This window comes from Sphingomonas sp. FUKUSWIS1 (assembly GCF_000733135.1).
GTDB classification, from domain to species: Bacteria; Pseudomonadota; Alphaproteobacteria; order Sphingomonadales; family Sphingomonadaceae; genus Sphingomonas; species Sphingomonas aerolata.
The window spans coordinates 33971-50115 of sequence record NZ_JPJC01000235.1; the positions used below are offsets into that span (position 1 = coordinate 33971).

The following is a 16145-nucleotide window of genomic DNA, read 5'->3' on the forward strand; positions in this document are numbered from 1 at the left end:
ATTATTGTCCATGCCAAAGGACTATAATCGCAAGCCATAATGCACCTACCGTATTTTTATCGACACCATCCATTTGGCTCATGTGCCCATCATCGATCCTTGAAATAGTAGACGACGTCGGCCGTGCGTCGCGTGGTGCACATCTGTCGGCAAATCTATCAGGAAAGGAGGTGAAGAAAATGGATGATCACATACTCAAGGCCTTGAGCCAGAAATCGCTGACACAAGCGATTACAGAGTCGATGACAGCGGAAGTTACAGCGGCGGCGACAAGAAGCGTCACAAGCGCTCTTACACAGTCGCTTCAGACAGCGGCCGTTACATCGGCGATTACAGCTGACGTCACACAGTCGGCGACAGCGGGCATCACACAGGCACTGACACAGAGCCTGTCAAAGGCACTGGCGACAATGCTGCAGCTCTCCGAGCTCGGCGCCACACTTTCCGAGACAGTGTCAAAAACACTGGCCGGAATCCTGCCCACCCGGGTAGCCGAGGCGCTGACATCGAGTGCGGTCACAGCCGCAGCCAGAGTAGCCTGATGATGTCGAGGGTCGGCTGATCGATCGAGAGCCGCCGATTGATCCGGCCGAGCGCTGCGCAACGGGCGCCGTGCCGCCGCTCCGAGCAAAGCACGGTGGCATGGCCTGCGCCGCGTCATGCCCCGTCCAATACCAACGTTTTGAGACACCGATGTTTAAGCGCCCATAGCTCAATTGGAAAAAGGGCCACCCGAATGGATCACCGAGTACTTCAACGCATTTGCCGAACTTGGTCAGTCTGGCTGGTTCCTGGGAACGGGGGCCGGTCGACGGGCCACAGACGAGCGTTCGTCAGCACCAGGTTTGGCGCGGCGCTGCGGGGGGGTGTTCACCACAAGGTCCTGACAACCGGTCTGAAGAGCAACGGTCTTGTAAACCGTAAGGTGCGGGTTCGAGTCCCGCTGGGCGCGCCATCGCGCATCGCGGCCCCTCCGCTTCGCGGCGGCGGCGTCCGATCAATTGCAGGGAAAGCGGCGCGATGAATCTCCCGTTTACACCCGAAGCCGTGACAGCCCGTCCCTTGCGATCCTTGATTGGCGACTTGTCGAAGTTTACCGGCCAGCAGGTAAAGGTCTGCGGCTGGATTTCGTCCGCCCGGCGCGGGCGCGACATCGATTTCTGGAGCGTCAGGGATCGGAGCGGAACGGTGCAGATCGTCCGACGGGGCGCCGACCGGCTCGACGTGCCCCTCGAAAGTGCGGTGCAGGTGACGGGGCGTTTGGTGGCAAACCCGGCAGGCCGATATGGCGGTCAAGAGATCCACGCCGAGACGATCGAAGTCGTCGCCCGGGCGGAAATATCGCCCGCGGGCAGCGACACCAACGACCGGTTCGACCGACGCCACCTCGATCTTCGGGTGCCCGAGCGCCTGCTCATTTTCGACGTGGCGACAACATTTTTGGCTGCCGCCCGCAAATTTCTGGTGGAAGGCGGATTCCTGGAAATCCAGACCCCAAAGATTACCGCCGGCGGTAGCGAATCCGGCGCTGCGGTATTCCACCTACCCTATTTCGGCGAATCTGCGTGTTTGGTGCAATCACCGCAATTTTATGTCCAGCTCGCCATGGCAGCTGGGTTTGACCGAGTGTTCGAAGTCGGCCCGTCGTTTCGGGCGGAAGAGGTGGAAACACACCGCCATGCCACCGAATTCACCAGCCTGGACGTCGAGATGTCATGGATCGAGTCGCACCACGAGCTGATGGATCTCGAAGAGGACCTCCTGCGCCACGCCCTAGTGGCAGTTGAGCAGATCCATGGCGCCGCCATCGAGCGTGCATTCGGAGTTAAGGTCCAGCCTCCATCCGCACCGATCCCACGCATCAGCTATGCTGACGCGCTCGGCATTGTGGGCGAAGCGCAACCGGGCGGTCAGAGGAGGATGACCCAGCGCGCCGAACAGGCGCTCTGCAAATATTACCAGGAACTTTATGGACAGAGCTTTGTGTTCGTTACCGATTTTCCGCAATCAGAACGTTCCTTTTACACCATGCGAACCGCCGAAAAAGCGCTTGAAGGGCGCAGCTTCGACCTATTGTGGCGCGGTCTGGAGGTCAGTTCGGGATGCCAGAGAGAGCATCGCTACGAGCCGCTCGTAGAGCAGACTCGCCAAGCCGGGATCGAAGCAGCGCTGCTGGAACGCTATCTCAATCCCTTTTATTTCCCCATGTTCCAGCATGGTTGCCCAACACATGGCGGATTCGGGCTCGGCATAAATCGGCTACTAATGGTGTTGCTGGGGCAGTCCTCTATCGGTGAGACCAGCTTCGTCTATCGCAGTCCGACGCGGTTTCGACCATGACTCGGGCAGCGCGCCTCTGCGCGATCGACGCCGTAGGACCTTGCGACGGTCCCATCGTCGCGCGGCTCAGGCAAGAACTGATCGCCGCCGGAGTCGTTGCGGAAGACATCGGCGTGGCCGAACGCTCGCCATATGGCCAGCGCGCGGTAAGGGTGCGGCTCGCCCAGAATGGTACGATGGACGCCGGCTGGGCGGCGCGACAACTCGCGCCGCTGCCCTGGATACGGGCCGTCATTGCGGTGCCGCCAAGCCTCTATTTGCGCCTTTCATCGGATGTGATGCGCGACTGGGCTCGGGTCGGCGACAGGCCTGAACCGGTGCTGCCCTGGCGACGTGCGACCTTGATGCACGCTGACATGAACGCCGTGTCAAGCGGGCCGCTCGATGTGCTCCGCCAGGTCTGTACGGCCAAGGCGATCGCCGCGCTGCTCCGCGCGGGCGGTTGCACCGTGACGAGCACAGAGACCGTGGTCGATACCTCCAATGCCTTTTCCGCGCACAGTAAGGTGACACTGCAGCTGCAGGACGCGGTTGGCATGTGGACCGAAACTGTTATCGCCATCGCAGGGGTAGACCTGCCGCGGGGATCGCTTCGGGCTCGCCATGGCGGAATGCTTCAATTCCGCGACCTGCTTTACGAGCTTGATCGGCTGGGTGGCAACAATGCGTACGGCCTCGCACTTACGTCGTTCCTCATGTTGCTGTGCCCGCGGGAATCACGGCTCAAGCTCGACGCGGCCAAGCTCGCTTCGGGTACGGCGGCCTATGTCGCGCTAACCGCGCTTGTGCGGATAAAACCCTACTGCGAGGATCCGCGCGCTGCCGGGGGCCATGACGCGGACATGTCGGACCTGCTGCTCGCGCTCGACGCCATGCCGAATGCAGTGCGCCGCGCGCTCGTAGATCTCGAGCCGAGCTATATCGTGCGTCATATGCGCAGCATAGTTTTCGCCGCCAACGGGCATCTCGGACCGGGAGACCCTTTGCGACACGATTTGTCGCGGACGCTTACCGAAGGCTTCGACCGGCTAGCGATAGACACGCGCGCATCGGCGGTAGCCGGGCTCTCAACCGTTTATTGAAGGAGACTGAGAATGACCCTTGCTCCCAACCAAGCCTATGCTTGGACCGGCCAGGTCCTCAACGCCCTCCGTGGTGCACTCCATGACGCGGGCTTCGCCGAGATCTTGCCAGCGATCCTATCCAAGCGGTTTGAACCGGGCGCACGCCACAGCCTTGCCGTGCTAGGCGATCGCGCTCTGCCTACCGTTCGTTCCATTGCCGATGATCAAGGCCGCCCAACCGTTTCGGCAATCGGTGCCGATTATTACTATCTGCCAGTAAGCCACTGCGTCGAAAAGCAACTGGCACTCGAATTTGCCGAGCGGGTCTATTGCGTTGCGCCGTGCCTCCGGTTGCTGATGGACGGTGAACATGAAAGCGGCCGGCACCTGTATACCTTTTTTCAGGTCGAGATCGAATGGCGAACCGAGAGCGTGGATGACGTACTCACCACGATCGAGCGTGTTCTTGCGACAATGGCGGAAACAATACTGACCCGCCCGTCGCAGGAGCTGACAATGGACAAGGATGCAATCGGCCGCATCGCCGCTTTAGGCCGCCGCCCTTTCGTCCGGCTTCCCTTCTCCGACGCGCGAGACCGCGTTCGTGGCGCCGGCGGCAGCGTCAACCCCCATGCTGTGGGCGATCTCACCCACGCCGAGGAAAATGCCCTTTCGCACGAGTTCGATGCGCCGTTTTGGCTGACCGATTATCCCGAAGGGGTTCGGGACTCACTGTATCGACGTAACGGATCAGGCACTTTCGCGACCTATGATTTGGTGCTGCCGGGCGGCTACGGCGAGGTCGCGACCGGCGGGCTTCGCCCCCATTCAGGGGACGATATCCGACAACAGGCCCGCAATCTCGGCCCTGTGGTCCACGATCAGTATGCGGCTTGGAAAGATCGGACTGCGCTGCAAACCGGCGGCCTGGGCTTCGGCCTCGAACGCCTGATACGCTACTGCGCGGGCAGATCCGACATCCTGGAGCTTCGCTTTGCTCATGATCAGGGGCCCAACGCTACGATCGATGAGGGACAAAGGCTATGCGCCTGAACATAGTCCTTTGTATTGAGGATCTGGAACGCGATGCGCAGTCGATCCTCGATCCAGGGACATGGGCCTATGTCGCAGGGGGGGCCGGCGCCGGAACCACGATCGCCTGGAACCGCCGGGCACTCGATTGTCTATTCCTCAGCCCCGCTGTATTGACCAGCGCGGCGCAACCGCCCGATCTGTCAATTCGGCTGTTCAACCGTGTGCTGCCGACCCCAATCCTGCTTGCTCCCACCAGTCCCCAACGCTTGCTCCACCCGGAGGCGGAATTGGCGACGGCGCGAGGGGCTTCGTCCTCGTCCACTACCACGATCATCAGTACCGACAGCCATTATCCGTTCGATGAGATAGTGCGCGCAGGCAGCAGCGACTGCTGGTTCCAGCTCTATTGTTACCGCTCGCGCAACGATATCGGTCGGACTTTGGATTATGCGGCCGAATCGGGTGCACGGGCGATCGTCGTTACGGTCGATGCTGATCACGGCGCTCGACGCATCGCGGCCCAGCGCGCGGGATTTACGGTTCCAGCCACCCTCGATTTTGGGACGCTTCGCGCGCTGGGCTTGTTTGACGGCGCGGTTCCTGGCGGTGCGCGACTCGACCGGATGCCGCTTAGCTGGGCGGAGCTGAACTGGATCCGCGCGCGCACTCGTCTGCCGCTGCTGGTGAAAGGTCTCCTTCGTCCGGTCGACGCGCTGCGTGCGCTGGACGAGGGCGCCGACGGCTTAATAGTGTCCAATCATGGCGGTCGCCAATTGGATGGCGCGCTGCCGGCGGTGCTGGCCCTCAAGACGATCGCGCAGGCGGTCGACCGGCGCGTGCCTATCCTGTTCGATGGCGGCATCCGGTCCGGGATCGACATCGTCCGTGCCCTCGCGCTTGGGGCGAGCGCCGTATGCGTGGGCCGTCCCTATCTTTGGGGTCTGGCTGCTTACGGCGAGGATGGGGTCGCGACGTGTCTACAGATACTGGCAGACGAATTTCGGGATTCGCTGCTTCAGTTGGGCCTGGGTAGCGTCAGCGAGATCGCCCCAGGGTGCGTCGCCGGATCCGCCTTTCCGCTGGCAATGGCGGCTTGGGACGGTCTTGTTTCCTCCCCGGCGGCGGACATGCTCAGCCATGCTTGAACGCACCCGACAGATAATAGATATGAACCGCGGCATACCTCCGATCGGGGCAATTCCCACGGCGGCGTTGAGCGCCATCACTGCCCGCTTGGTCTCGGAACGCGCTGAGCTCTTTCAGTATGCGCCAATTGGTGGGTATCTGGGTGACCCACTGTTGCGCCGCCAGATCGCGGACCGGCTTGGCGAGATCGACGCCGATGAGATTTTCATCGGCAGCGGATCGCTGCAAGTACTTGATTTAATTGCGGCGACCCTGCTAGACAAGGGGCCTCGTCCGGTGCTGGTCGAAGCACCGACCTATGATCGCGCTATCGGCATCTTCACGCGGCGGGGCGCGGATATCCATCCCGTCCCGATTGACAGTAATGGTATAAATGTCGATCGGGTCGAGTCATTGGTGTCCCGCCACCCTGGGGCCGTGCTGTATCTCATCCCCGACTTCCAGAATCCTTCCGGGGCGACGCTAAGCATGGAGCGTCGGCATCATCTTGCGCGTGTAGCGCAAACCCATGGTCTCACGATCGTCGAGGACATACCCTATCGCGAGCTACGGTATCGCGGGCAAGCGCTACCATTGCTTCGGCGGTTGGCGCCGGATCAAGTGATCACGCTCGGCTCATTTAGCAAGACGCTGTCACCGGGTTTACGTATCGGCTACGCTGTTTGCGGAGCGGATCTGGCAGGCGCACTAGCGCGGTGTGCGGAGAACATTTATCTCTCGCCGTCCCCCCTGTGCCAGGCCGTCGCCGCCGCCGCGATGGCTGAAGGATTGGTTGAACGCAACATTGTTCACGCGGTGCAATTGTTAGGGCCACGTTGCCAGGCCGCTGTCGCGGTTGCCAAGCAACTGTTCGGCGGCGAGTTGCTCGCCGAGCCACAGGGCGGGTATTTCCTGAGCCTCAACCTTTCCACAACGGCCAGCGAGACCGCCGTGCTGGAAGCCGCACGCCATGCGGGCCTAATCCTCGCACGAGGCAGCGCGTTCATGCCGTGGGACGAGATCCGGGGTGGGAAGACGTTCCTTCGATTACCATTCCAGGGTCTTGATCCGGAGGAATTTTCGGAGGGAATGGCACGGCTGCGCCGAATCCTTGACGAACAGTCAGCAATCTAAGGTAGTGGATCATGCACGATCGCAGCACCGAACCCGGCTCTCCGCTATCGGACATTAATTCGGCTGCTCAATTGTATTCGATTAATCGAAGTGCGATCGCACCCAACGAGGTAAATACCTCGGTCGCCGCACTACAGGTAAGTGATTTAGTGGTTCAGAGAAGCCGGCGATGGGTGCGTTCGATAGATGAAAACAGGCTCCGCATGCCGGATCCTGAAAAAGATCCAAAATGGTGGGAGCGGCAAGGCGCTTGGTATCTGCGACAATTGCTTCGCGCTGAAGGTCTTCAGCTTGAACACAGCATCGACACGGCGGCCGTCGTCTGGCTGCGCGGGCTCTCTCCAGATTTGGCACCCGGTCCGGCGCCCTATTCCGGCTACGCACCGCCAGCGACGTTTGCGGCAACCCTGTTCAAGGTATTCGGTGTCATTGGCCTCATGAGGGCAAGCGCCTGCGCTTTCCTTGACGAAAACGACGGACGGATCGTGCGCCATGTTGTCGCCGTCCCAGCTGCTGAGCGCGCCGTTAGTTCGCATGGCTGGAGTGCGGACCTGCCATGGCACATGGACGGTGCATACCGACCGTTCCAAGATAATGATCCCACGTTGCTGACGCCGCCGCCGCGCTGGCTGATTTTCGGGGTAATTAAGGCCGACCCGACAGTTCCGATGACGGTAGCGTTGGTGAACGCGGTCACGGAGCGGCTTTCGCCTCGCAGCCTCGCGATACTGAAGCGTCCGGATTTTGCCGTCACGACGCCTGATTCTGTCGAGCAAAACCGTACGTTCACATCGCTACCGATACTTGATCAGGACGAAAAGGGGAATTTGATCTCGCGCTACAACAAGGGGCATTGCCTAGGCCTGACAACGCGCGCTGCCGATGCCCTTCACGACTTCGAGACGGTGCTGAACTTGCCGGACGTTCCATTAGTTTTGCCCGTTCAATCGGGCGATTTGGTGGTGATTGACAACTGGCGCTGCCTTCACCGTCGTCCGGCATACACCCCAACGTGGACCGGCAAAGATCGCTGGTTCGTCCGCGCCTATGCAACCGCGCGGCCGTTGGGATTGAATAGCCGCCAACTTCCTTGACGTTGGCCGTCCGGGTATATGACGCGCGGTTCTTCACAGATGCGCTGGGGCTCGTGCTGACCGATCGTTCCAAGATGATGGCGTTCGTGCGCACCAACGACGATTATCACTGGATCGCGATCGCCGACGCAGCCGTCAGCACGCTGAACCATATCGCCTTCCAGATGCCGACCTTGGAGAGCGTGATGCGTGCCGCCGGGCGTATGGTCGACCACCGGTTCCCGATCGGCTGGGGGCCGGGGGGGGGCACGGACCGGGCGACAACCTGTTCACCTATTTCGTCGACCCGTTTTCGGGTTCGTGATCGAATACACCGCCGAAGTGCTCTAGGTCGACGACGATTGCCGCGTCGGCGCGTCGGCGCGTCGGCGCGGCGGGCGACTGAACCTATGCGCCCGGCCGCAGCGACCAATGGGGTATCGCGCCGCCCAAGACCTCGCAGTGCAAGGCGGCGCAACTCGCCAGGCCGTTCGCTTGACGCCTTTTAGGAGAAAGTCATGACGCTCGATCACGACTCGTCCCAGCGCCGGCCCCTATGGTCTCAGCGCGAGCGAGGGGCTCGCGCATCTGGTCGCAGGCCAGGTCATCCGCACGCTCGCCGGCGTCGAGCAGGCCGCGGGCGGTTTCGGCGCGGTGGTGTGCGACGCGCTGCTCGATCGGGGCCCGATTTCAATGGACTGGCACGAGCGCGAGCACGACACCTGGTTCGTCACGCGCGGCAAGCTGCAAGTGTGGTCCGGCGACACCGCGCATGTGCTCACCCCCAGCGATTTTGCCTATGTGAACCGGGCGACACGCACAGCTACCAGAGCGTGGCGCCGCGCACGCAGTTCTTCGGGATCGTAGCGCCGGGCGGCTGGGAGCAGTTTTTCGTCGATGGCGAAGAAGTCTTGGGGGTGGCCGGCCTGCCCGTTGCGGACCATCCGTTCGATTTCTTGCGGATGGGGCCGGCGATGGACGAGCACCGGATCATGCGCGTCGAGAGTGCGGTCTTCGCCGAGGCCACGCCAACCGGTGCAGACGACCGAGCACTGCCCGGCGCACACGTGTCGTATTTCGTCGAAGCCGGGTTCGGCACGCGGCGGACGCTGCTCGGTCATTTGTCGACCGCGGTGCTGACCGCCGCCGAGAGTGACGGCTTCGTCGACATGCGGGTGATCGAGGGCTGGCATGAGGCCGCCCTTCCGCCGCTGCGTCACCGGCCACTACAGCATCGACAGTACCACCATCCTTGCCCACGTCTCGGCAGCGGGGGTAAAGGGGGACTCATCGACAGGCTTTTGGCCGCTCGCGGGGCGGGTTCGGCTGTAAGGTTCACTGCATCGCCGATGCTTGTGGGCGACCGCTCGCCTTCCATCTGACATGTGGGCAAGCCGCCGACTGCAAGGCGTACGACACGCTGATTGTACTGCCCGAGGTTGAGCCGGCGCTGCTGGGTGACCAGGGGTACGACGCCGACGCCATCCGTGACGATCTACGTGGCCGCGGGATCGACGCCGTCATCCCAAGACGATCCAACCGTAAGAAGCCAATCATCCATGACCGCACCCTCTACAAGGAGCGCAATCGTATCGAGCGCATGTTTGGTCATCTCAAGATCAATCGCGCGGTCGCCACCCAATACGACCAACTCGCCGAAAGCTCCCTCAGCATGATCCAGATCGCTGCCACCCGCTACCTGCTCAAATTCGTCTACGCCGCCTAGCGTAGACTGTGTTCTTGTCTGCTTGGAGCACCTTGACCTGAATAGGCTGGGGTTGGGAGATATGCCCACCTTTGAACCCGGCTTCGTTGCCGAACGAGATTGCATCGACGCGGCCTGGGAAGTCGCGTCCGTCGACTAAACCAATGTATGCTCACCTTCCCCATCAAGACATTCGCGAGCTGATAGCGAGGCTTCGAAATCGGTCATTCGCAAAAATGAACCAGCGTCCGAAGTTGGGAAGCGGGAAAGGGCGCGCGAACGTCCACAATTGGGTCTTTGCAGATTCGGTGGGAAGGCGTCGCCGAGCTCGGCGTCTACCGGATCAATATCTTGTTCGGGCGCTCCAAGGATTGGCGGCGTATCGGCACCCGCTACGACCAGTAACCGACGGACTTGCTCTCCGCCGTCGCTCTCGCGGACACCGTCATTTTGGCTATGATCAACGTATCATAACCTTAATGGCGCATCGCACCGATCAGAGCGAACAAGCGCCGTTGTTTGGGTCAGAAAATCAGACCCACAATGTCGCGTTGCCCTTCTGATGCGGTCTCGCCATTATAGCAAGGACCGGGGGAGAGTGGCGTGCGCAAAAGCATCTCGAGAGCGTGTGGTTTGGTGATGCTGCTCGGGTCGATTTCGGCAGCCGCTCAGCAATTGCCGCCCCCTGCTGATTCCTCGACCGCCGGAACGGCGCAAGGCGACGTGTCGGTCACCATCTACACCAACGACGTCGCCTTGGTGCAGGACATCCGTCCGCTGAACCTGGCGAGCGGGCGGGTTCAACAGAATTTCCCCGACGTGAGCGCAGCGATCCGACCGGAAACGGTGTCGCTGACCGTGCCCGATGCCGCGATCGTCGAGCAGAATTTCGACTATGACCTGCTCAGCCCGTCGAGCCTGATGGAGAAAGCGGTCGGCGAGACGATCACGCTGGTGCGGACCAATCCGGCCACCGGCGCGGAAACCCGCGATCGCGCGAAAGTGCTGGCGGTGAACGGCGGCGTGGTCATCGAAGTGAACGGTCATGTCGAGGTACTGCGCGACGACGGGCTGCCGGTGCGCGCGGTGTTCGACCGGGTGCCCGACGCGCTGCGGGCGCGCCCGACGCTGTCGGTGACACTGGCCAGCACGCGCGGAGGAACCCGTCCGGCGACGCTGTCCTACCTGAGCCGCGGGCTCGGCTGGAGCGCCGATTACGTCGCGCTGTTCGACGACAAGAGCGGCACGGTCGATATCCAGGGCTGGGTAACACTGAAGAATAGCAGCGGGACGACGTTCGCTAACGCCAAAACGCTGCTGGTCGCCGGCGAGGTCGGCAGTGCCGACGATGACGGCAGCGGCGGCTATGCGCCGCGTCCGCGCCGCCGAACGACGACACGCCCCGGCACCGAGAGCGCCGCGCGCGAGCAGCTCGGCGACTTCTACCTCTATCCGCTGGCCGAACGCACCACGATCGCCGACAAGCAGACCAAGCAGGTCAGCTTCCTCGATGCCAAGGGCGTGGCGGCGGGCGCGGGCTATCGGTTCGAGAATGGCTGGCTCGGCAGTTCGGACGAACCACGCAGCGCGCAGTCGGTGCTGCGGTTCAGTAACTCGGGGGCAGCAGGCTTGGGCGATGCGCTGCCGGCGGGGGTGGTCCGGGTCTATGTCCGCGATGCACGCGGGCAGCCGCAGTTCACCGGCGAAAACCGGATCGAGCATACCCCGCAAGGGTCGACCATCGCGCTTCCCACCGGCGACGCGTTCGACGTGAAGGTGCAGCCCGTCACCGTGTCGCGCACGCGGCAGGGTGACAGCCGCTGGCGCACGGCGATGCAGTACAAGCTGACTAACGCCCGCGCCCGTCCGGTCACGGTCGAGCTCATCCAGGGCGGGCTCGACTGGGGCGACGTCCGGGTCGTCGAGGACAGCGCGAAGGGTGAACGTCGCACCGCCGGCACGCTGGCGTGGCAGGTATCGGTGCCGGCCAATGGCAGCACCACGGTGACGGCGACCTTCGACACGCGCTACTGATGCGCCATCTGCTGCTCCTGGCGGTCGCGCTGCTGGTGGGCAGGGCGGAGGCGCAGACGACCGTCACCTCGTCCGCGCCGGACCGCGTCTCGCTCACGGTGTACCGGGCACCTTATGGCCGCGGGGCGATGACCCTCCAGTATCTCGGTGGCTTTGCATTGGTGACGGAGACGCGTCGCGTCCGGCTGCCGCGCGGACCGGCGGTTCTGCGGTTCGAGGGCGTGGCGCAAGGGATCGTGCCGGTCAGCGCAGTTATCGACGGCCTGCCCGGCGGCACGATCGAGAAGAACCGCGACGCCCGCCTGTTGTCGCCGGCCTCGCTCGTCGACGGTACGCTGGGTCGTGACGTGACGCTGACCCGAACGGAAAGGGCGACCGGACGACCGACCAGCGAGCCCGCGACCGTTGTCGCCGGCCCGGCACCGGGCGTCATCCTCCGCACGGTGACGGGGATCGAGGCTTTACGCTGTTCGGGTCTCGCGGAGCGGCTGGCGTTCGCCGGCGTCCCAGGCGGCCTGTCGAGCAAGCCGGTGCTGAGTGTAACGACCATCAGCCCGGCGGCGCGCACGGTCACGGTGCGTCTGTCCTATCTCGCGTCCGGGTTCGACTGGCGGGCGAGCTACGTCGCTGCGCTCGCCGCGAACGGGCGAACGGTCGACCTGTTTGCCTGGCTGACCCTCGCCAACAGCAACCCGGAAGTGTTCCCGAAGGCCGAGGTGCAGGCCGTCGCGGGCCGGCTCAACCGGGTGGCGTTGCCCGCGGTTCCGGCGGCGGCGGGCGGGCTGCGGCTGGTCTGCTATCCGCTCGGCACGACGACGTCGGATCTGCCCGAAACGGAGTTTGAGCCTGCCGACGAGATAGTGGTGACGGCGTCGCGCGCGATGGCGCCCCCCCCGCCGCCGATGATGGCGCCCCCGGCACCACCCCCGCCGCCGCCCCCTCCCGAAGATCTTGGCGATCTCAAGCTTTATCGCATACCGACGCCCACGACCGTCGCCGCACGCGCGCAAAAGCAAGTTGCTTTGCTCTTTCAAAAGGGCGTGCCGGTCGATCGTCGCTACCGACGCGCGGTGTATCCCGGCCAGCAGCTCGACGGCGTGCCGACGTCGATCGTGCTCGTGATGAAGAACGATACACCTGGCGGCCTGGGCGTGCCGATGCCAGCCGGCAGCACCGCACTCTACGCCGAGCGGGCTGGCGGACGCCTGCTGCTGGGATTGGGCGCGGTCACCGACCGCACGGTTGGCGAGACGGTGCGCCTAGCGGCAGGTATCAGCAGCCAGGTTATGTTGACCCAGGCTATCGTTGCGTCGCGCGTGCCGATGGCGGCTCCGGGGGACGCATTGTCGCGAGAGGTCGTGCTGACGGCGACTAACGCCAACCCTTTTCCGGCGACGCTCGACGTCCCGATCGGAGCGGCGGGCCAGGCGATCGAGGCCGATGACAAGGCGCTCAACCGAACCGACGGGATCCTCACCTGGTCGCCGACCCTGCCGCCGGGCGGTCGCGCCATTTTGCGTTACCGTTACTGACCGGCCCGCTTCGACCTCCCAGGTCGGGCGATACCGCATTCGCCTGATTTCAAGATCTAAATAGGGTCAGGAAGCGTGTACTGGTGGCAGCTACAATGCCTCGCCGTCCCCGCCAGTTGCGGCACATGAATGGATGACAGGTTTCGGCGAGCGGAAGGGGCGTTCGGAACGTCGCCTTTTGGGTCCAAAGAGCGGCGGTGCGGGTCAGTGTTCGGCACCAAGACCGCTTCTTGTTCCTGCGCGGCACCCTAGCAGATAGCGGCATCAAACTCCTCGGCAACAGTATCGACAAGGACCAACACGTGAGCACGTGACAGCGTCGGCATCGCTCCCTACGCTGCCAGCCACGGCCCGAAACGCGGCCGGGTGAGGAGAGGCTGCCATGGCCCGTCGTATCCCAGTTCTTGCCTGTGCAGCTGCCGCTCTGCTCGGGGCCAAGGCGCCGCCGGGTCCGCGCCCAGGCATCACCGGCGTTTCGCACCTCGCTATTTATGCTCGGGACATGGCAAAGTCCGAGCACTTCTACACGCATGTGCTGGGCGCCCGGAAGGGTGCGGACCCTGAGAACCCGGCCGGCGTCCGCTACTATCTAAGCTCGCGCCAGTTCGTGGAGGTGCTACCCGCACCCGCCGGACAGGGGCCCAGCATGCTGGCGCACGTCGCCTACTCGACAACGGACGCGGCGACGCTGCGGGTCTGGCTGGCCGCGTCAGACGTCTCTGGCCTCGGCGCGATGCAGCGCTCTACCGAAGGGGATCGTTGGTTCGCCCTGCGCGATCCAGAAGGCAACGGGATCCAGTTCGTGCAATCCGCGAGCGCTGACGCCAACGCTGTTCCCAGCGCGATTAGCGGGCGCATCATCCACGTCGGCTACGCCGTCCACGACCGGGCCAAGCAGGACAGGATGTACCGCCGCCTGCTCGGCTTTCGGCCGTACTGGTATGGCGCATTCGAGCCCGACAAGGTCGACTGGGTGTCACAGCAGACGCCCGACGGGCGGGACTGGCTGGAATACATGATGATCGGTCCGGGTTCGGGCGTGCCGGTGAGCAAGGTCGACGCCCGCCAGCTAGGCGTACTTAACCACCTATCCTTGGGCGTTCCCAATTTGCAGGCCGCCGTCACGACGCTGTATCGGGAAGATCGCCTAGGCCCGCGTCACGACGGTCCACAAATGGGCCTGGACGGCAAGTGGCAGGCCAACCTCTACGACCCCGACGGCACGCGGATCGAGCTGATGGAGTTCCAGCCTGTGACCAAGCCGTGCTGCTCATCCTTCACGGCCGAGAGCCCGACCAGGTAGGTACTGGCGACGTTGAACGAAGGGCAGAAAGACGGAGTAAGGAAGCGGGGTTCGAGTGACCGCATCTGGATCATGGCGTAAGGTCAACCATTAGAGAGACATATGGGTCGGATATAGCAAATGGTTCTCGGGGCGGATCGGCATGCGGATTCTATGGATCAGGCATGGAAGAGCAAAGGGAAGTCTGCCGGCGATGCTGTTCGGCCTAATCGCTGATCGTCGCACCGTAAATCGGATCGCGGCCACGCACGGGCTGAACCGCCTTGCGTGCTTGTTCGAACCGCTCTGCTGTCGTCTGACCGGGCGGCTCTTGGCGGGCGACGGGTCGGCCCACGGACGCCGACGCCGTCTGCGTCTGGATCGCGGAAGGAACGGCTAACATGCCGTTAGTCGGGCCGGCGCGGCGTGTACCGCCGTCGGTCATAGCCGCGTTGGTATCTACGCTGCCGCCGCTGACCGGCGTGTGCATGACGCCTGCTCGGTCGATCGCCCACGACAGGCGTATTCGCTTCGTCGTCATCACCGGCTGTCCGCGTCGGTCCATCGCCGGCCGGAATTTCGCCTTAGCCAGCATGATCGCGCACGCCTTTTGATCGAGCGCGGCATTGCCGCTGCTTTCGGCGATCGTGCAGGCGGTGACCTTACCCTCGGCGCTGATAGCCAGCGACAGCAATGTCGCGGGCGTTCGGACGGTCCCGGGCGGCGCGGACGCGGCCGGCCCCGTCGCCGCTAGGTCGCGGACTGACAATCCGAATATTTTAGTGAAATTGCCCCGCGACCAGATCGCCAGGCTGGCGACGTCGCCACGCGTGCGCTTGAAGTACAGCCCGTCTCTCGGGCTGAGCGCGCCGGAACATTCGGGCGCCGATCGCGCGAGCGGCGCGCAACTCTGTCTGACGCGCGCGGCTAGAATGGTCGTTAGTCGTGCCGCATCGTCTACGCCGCTGTCCGCCACCGCGATCCGCCCGGTTGCGAACCGCACGACGACATCAAACGAGCCCTCGGCATTGCCGACGATGGACGCCGTGTCGGATCGGCCATCGCCGTCGAAGTCGCCCTGGACTGGGGCTGCGGACGGCACGGCTGCGGCGGCGACAAGCACGGCCGAAACAAGATCTAAATGCATCGACAGTCTCCCTGTGACACCGCCCTTTGCAGAGAGGGGTGAACAAGCCGTTGCGGCGGCACGCAGATCTATAAGCGCCCGCCGATTTTAATGCCGTAAAAGCGTGGTTCGCAGACGGGCTAGCATGCGGCCTCAGACGCTTGGCACCGAAGTAACGAACATATTAGCGATCACTACGCTCGCGGGAGGGTAGAGAAGCCCTCCGCCGCTGCGGCAGTATTTCCCGGGGGGCGGACGTCCGTACTTATGCTCACGTCTCGGCATACCTACGTCCGCTCTCGCCCAAAGCCGGACGGCTCATTCAAGCCATCAGCGGCCCTCATCGCTCGGCCTGGCTTCTGCTACTGCGGAGATCGACATGAATGAATGTTCGGAAGTCGAGAAGCGCGTAGGGGGCGTTCAACGACTGCTTCTGGGTCATTGCAGACGACGCAGAGTCGCAATCTACATTTACCGCTTCCAATTTTTTAACCGCCATATCGCCTGATTAACGCCCGCCGTAGCATCCGGTCTTCCAGCGAGTAGTACAGCGCGATCCGGTCGCCCTCCGCCACGCTCGACGCGGCAAACGCGATGTCGGTGGCCTCGCGGGTCAGCGCTGGTGGCGGCACGAGCAGCGGCTCGAGCCCACGCCCCGTCACCCGCGCGAAATCCGTACTGAAGCTGATCCAGCC

13 protein-coding genes and 1 pseudogene are annotated in these 16145 nt (G+C 63.3%); 12 read left to right on the forward strand and 2 right to left on the reverse strand.

Translation table 11 applies throughout. From position 1 onward, the window contains the following. Positions 1-170 precede the first annotated feature (170 nt). The 12 genes from sphsw_RS19500 to sphsw_RS14725 all read left to right on the forward strand — a co-directional run bounded on the left by sphsw_RS19500 (position 171) and on the right by sphsw_RS14725 (position 14345). Positions 171-542 carry a hypothetical protein gene (locus sphsw_RS19500; protein ID WP_160172651.1) on the forward strand — a complete coding sequence of 124 codons (372 nt, stop codon included), beginning with the start codon at positions 171-173 and terminating at the stop codon, positions 540-542. Between the two features lie 478 nt (positions 543-1020). Next, a complete protein-coding gene (gene aspS, locus sphsw_RS14670) occupies positions 1021-2340 on the forward strand; it encodes an aspartate--tRNA(Asn) ligase (RefSeq protein ID WP_052380961.1) in 1320 nt (439 codons plus the stop codon). Next, entirely contained in the window at positions 2337-3422 is a 1086-nt protein-coding gene (locus tag sphsw_RS14675; RefSeq protein ID WP_031441275.1) for a hypothetical protein, read from the forward strand. Before aspS ends, sphsw_RS14675 begins: the two co-directional genes overlap by 4 nt. Positions 3423-3434: 12 nt before the next feature. Next, complete coding sequence (locus sphsw_RS14680) at positions 3435-4457, forward strand: amino acid--tRNA ligase-related protein (protein ID WP_031441276.1); 1023 nt, start codon at positions 3435-3437, stop codon at positions 4455-4457. Next, entirely contained in the window at positions 4448-5584 is a 1137-nt protein-coding gene (locus sphsw_RS14685) for an alpha-hydroxy acid oxidase (protein WP_081874350.1), read from the forward strand. Before sphsw_RS14680 ends, sphsw_RS14685 begins: the two co-directional genes overlap by 10 nt. Then, positions 5577-6698, forward strand: a complete 1122-nt coding sequence (locus sphsw_RS14690) for an aminotransferase-like domain-containing protein (protein WP_160172652.1) — start codon at positions 5577-5579, stop codon at positions 6696-6698. Before sphsw_RS14685 ends, sphsw_RS14690 begins: the two co-directional genes overlap by 8 nt. Before the next feature lie 11 nt (positions 6699-6709). Continuing rightward, on the forward strand, positions 6710-7792 hold the full coding sequence (locus sphsw_RS14695) for a TauD/TfdA family dioxygenase (protein ID WP_081874352.1): 1083 nt from the start codon (positions 6710-6712) through the stop codon (positions 7790-7792). Positions 7793-8604: 812 nt separating this feature from the next. Beyond that, positions 8605-9153, forward strand: a complete 549-nt coding sequence (locus sphsw_RS19505; RefSeq protein WP_128082159.1) for a hypothetical protein — start codon at positions 8605-8607, stop codon at positions 9151-9153. Then, positions 9114-9497 (forward strand): IS5 family transposase, encoded by a 384-nt coding sequence (locus tag sphsw_RS19910; protein WP_081874353.1) that lies wholly within the window; start codon positions 9114-9116, stop codon positions 9495-9497. Before sphsw_RS19505 ends, sphsw_RS19910 begins: the two co-directional genes overlap by 40 nt. 618 nt (positions 9498-10115) lie before the next feature. Beyond that, complete coding sequence (locus sphsw_RS14715; RefSeq protein ID WP_031441282.1) at positions 10116-11510, forward strand: DUF4139 domain-containing protein; 1395 nt, start codon at positions 10116-10118, stop codon at positions 11508-11510. Beyond that, positions 11510-13042, forward strand: coding sequence for a DUF4139 domain-containing protein (locus sphsw_RS14720; RefSeq protein ID WP_031441283.1), 1533 nt, complete (start codon positions 11510-11512; stop codon positions 13040-13042). The genes sphsw_RS14715 and sphsw_RS14720 overlap by 1 nt, the downstream gene beginning before the upstream one ends. 382 nt (positions 13043-13424) lie before the next feature. After that, entirely contained in the window at positions 13425-14345 is a 921-nt protein-coding gene (locus sphsw_RS14725) for a VOC family protein (RefSeq protein ID WP_031441284.1), read from the forward strand. Between the two features lie 205 nt (positions 14346-14550). Here sphsw_RS14725 and sphsw_RS18440 read toward each other — a convergent pair whose 3' ends face one another. After that, complete coding sequence (locus tag sphsw_RS18440; RefSeq protein WP_031441285.1) at positions 14551-15447, reverse strand: TonB family protein; 897 nt, start codon at positions 15445-15447, stop codon at positions 14551-14553. A gap of 491 nt (positions 15448-15938) precedes the next feature. Further along, positions 15939-16145, reverse strand: a pseudogene (locus sphsw_RS20570) (glycosidase); the annotation flags it as partial.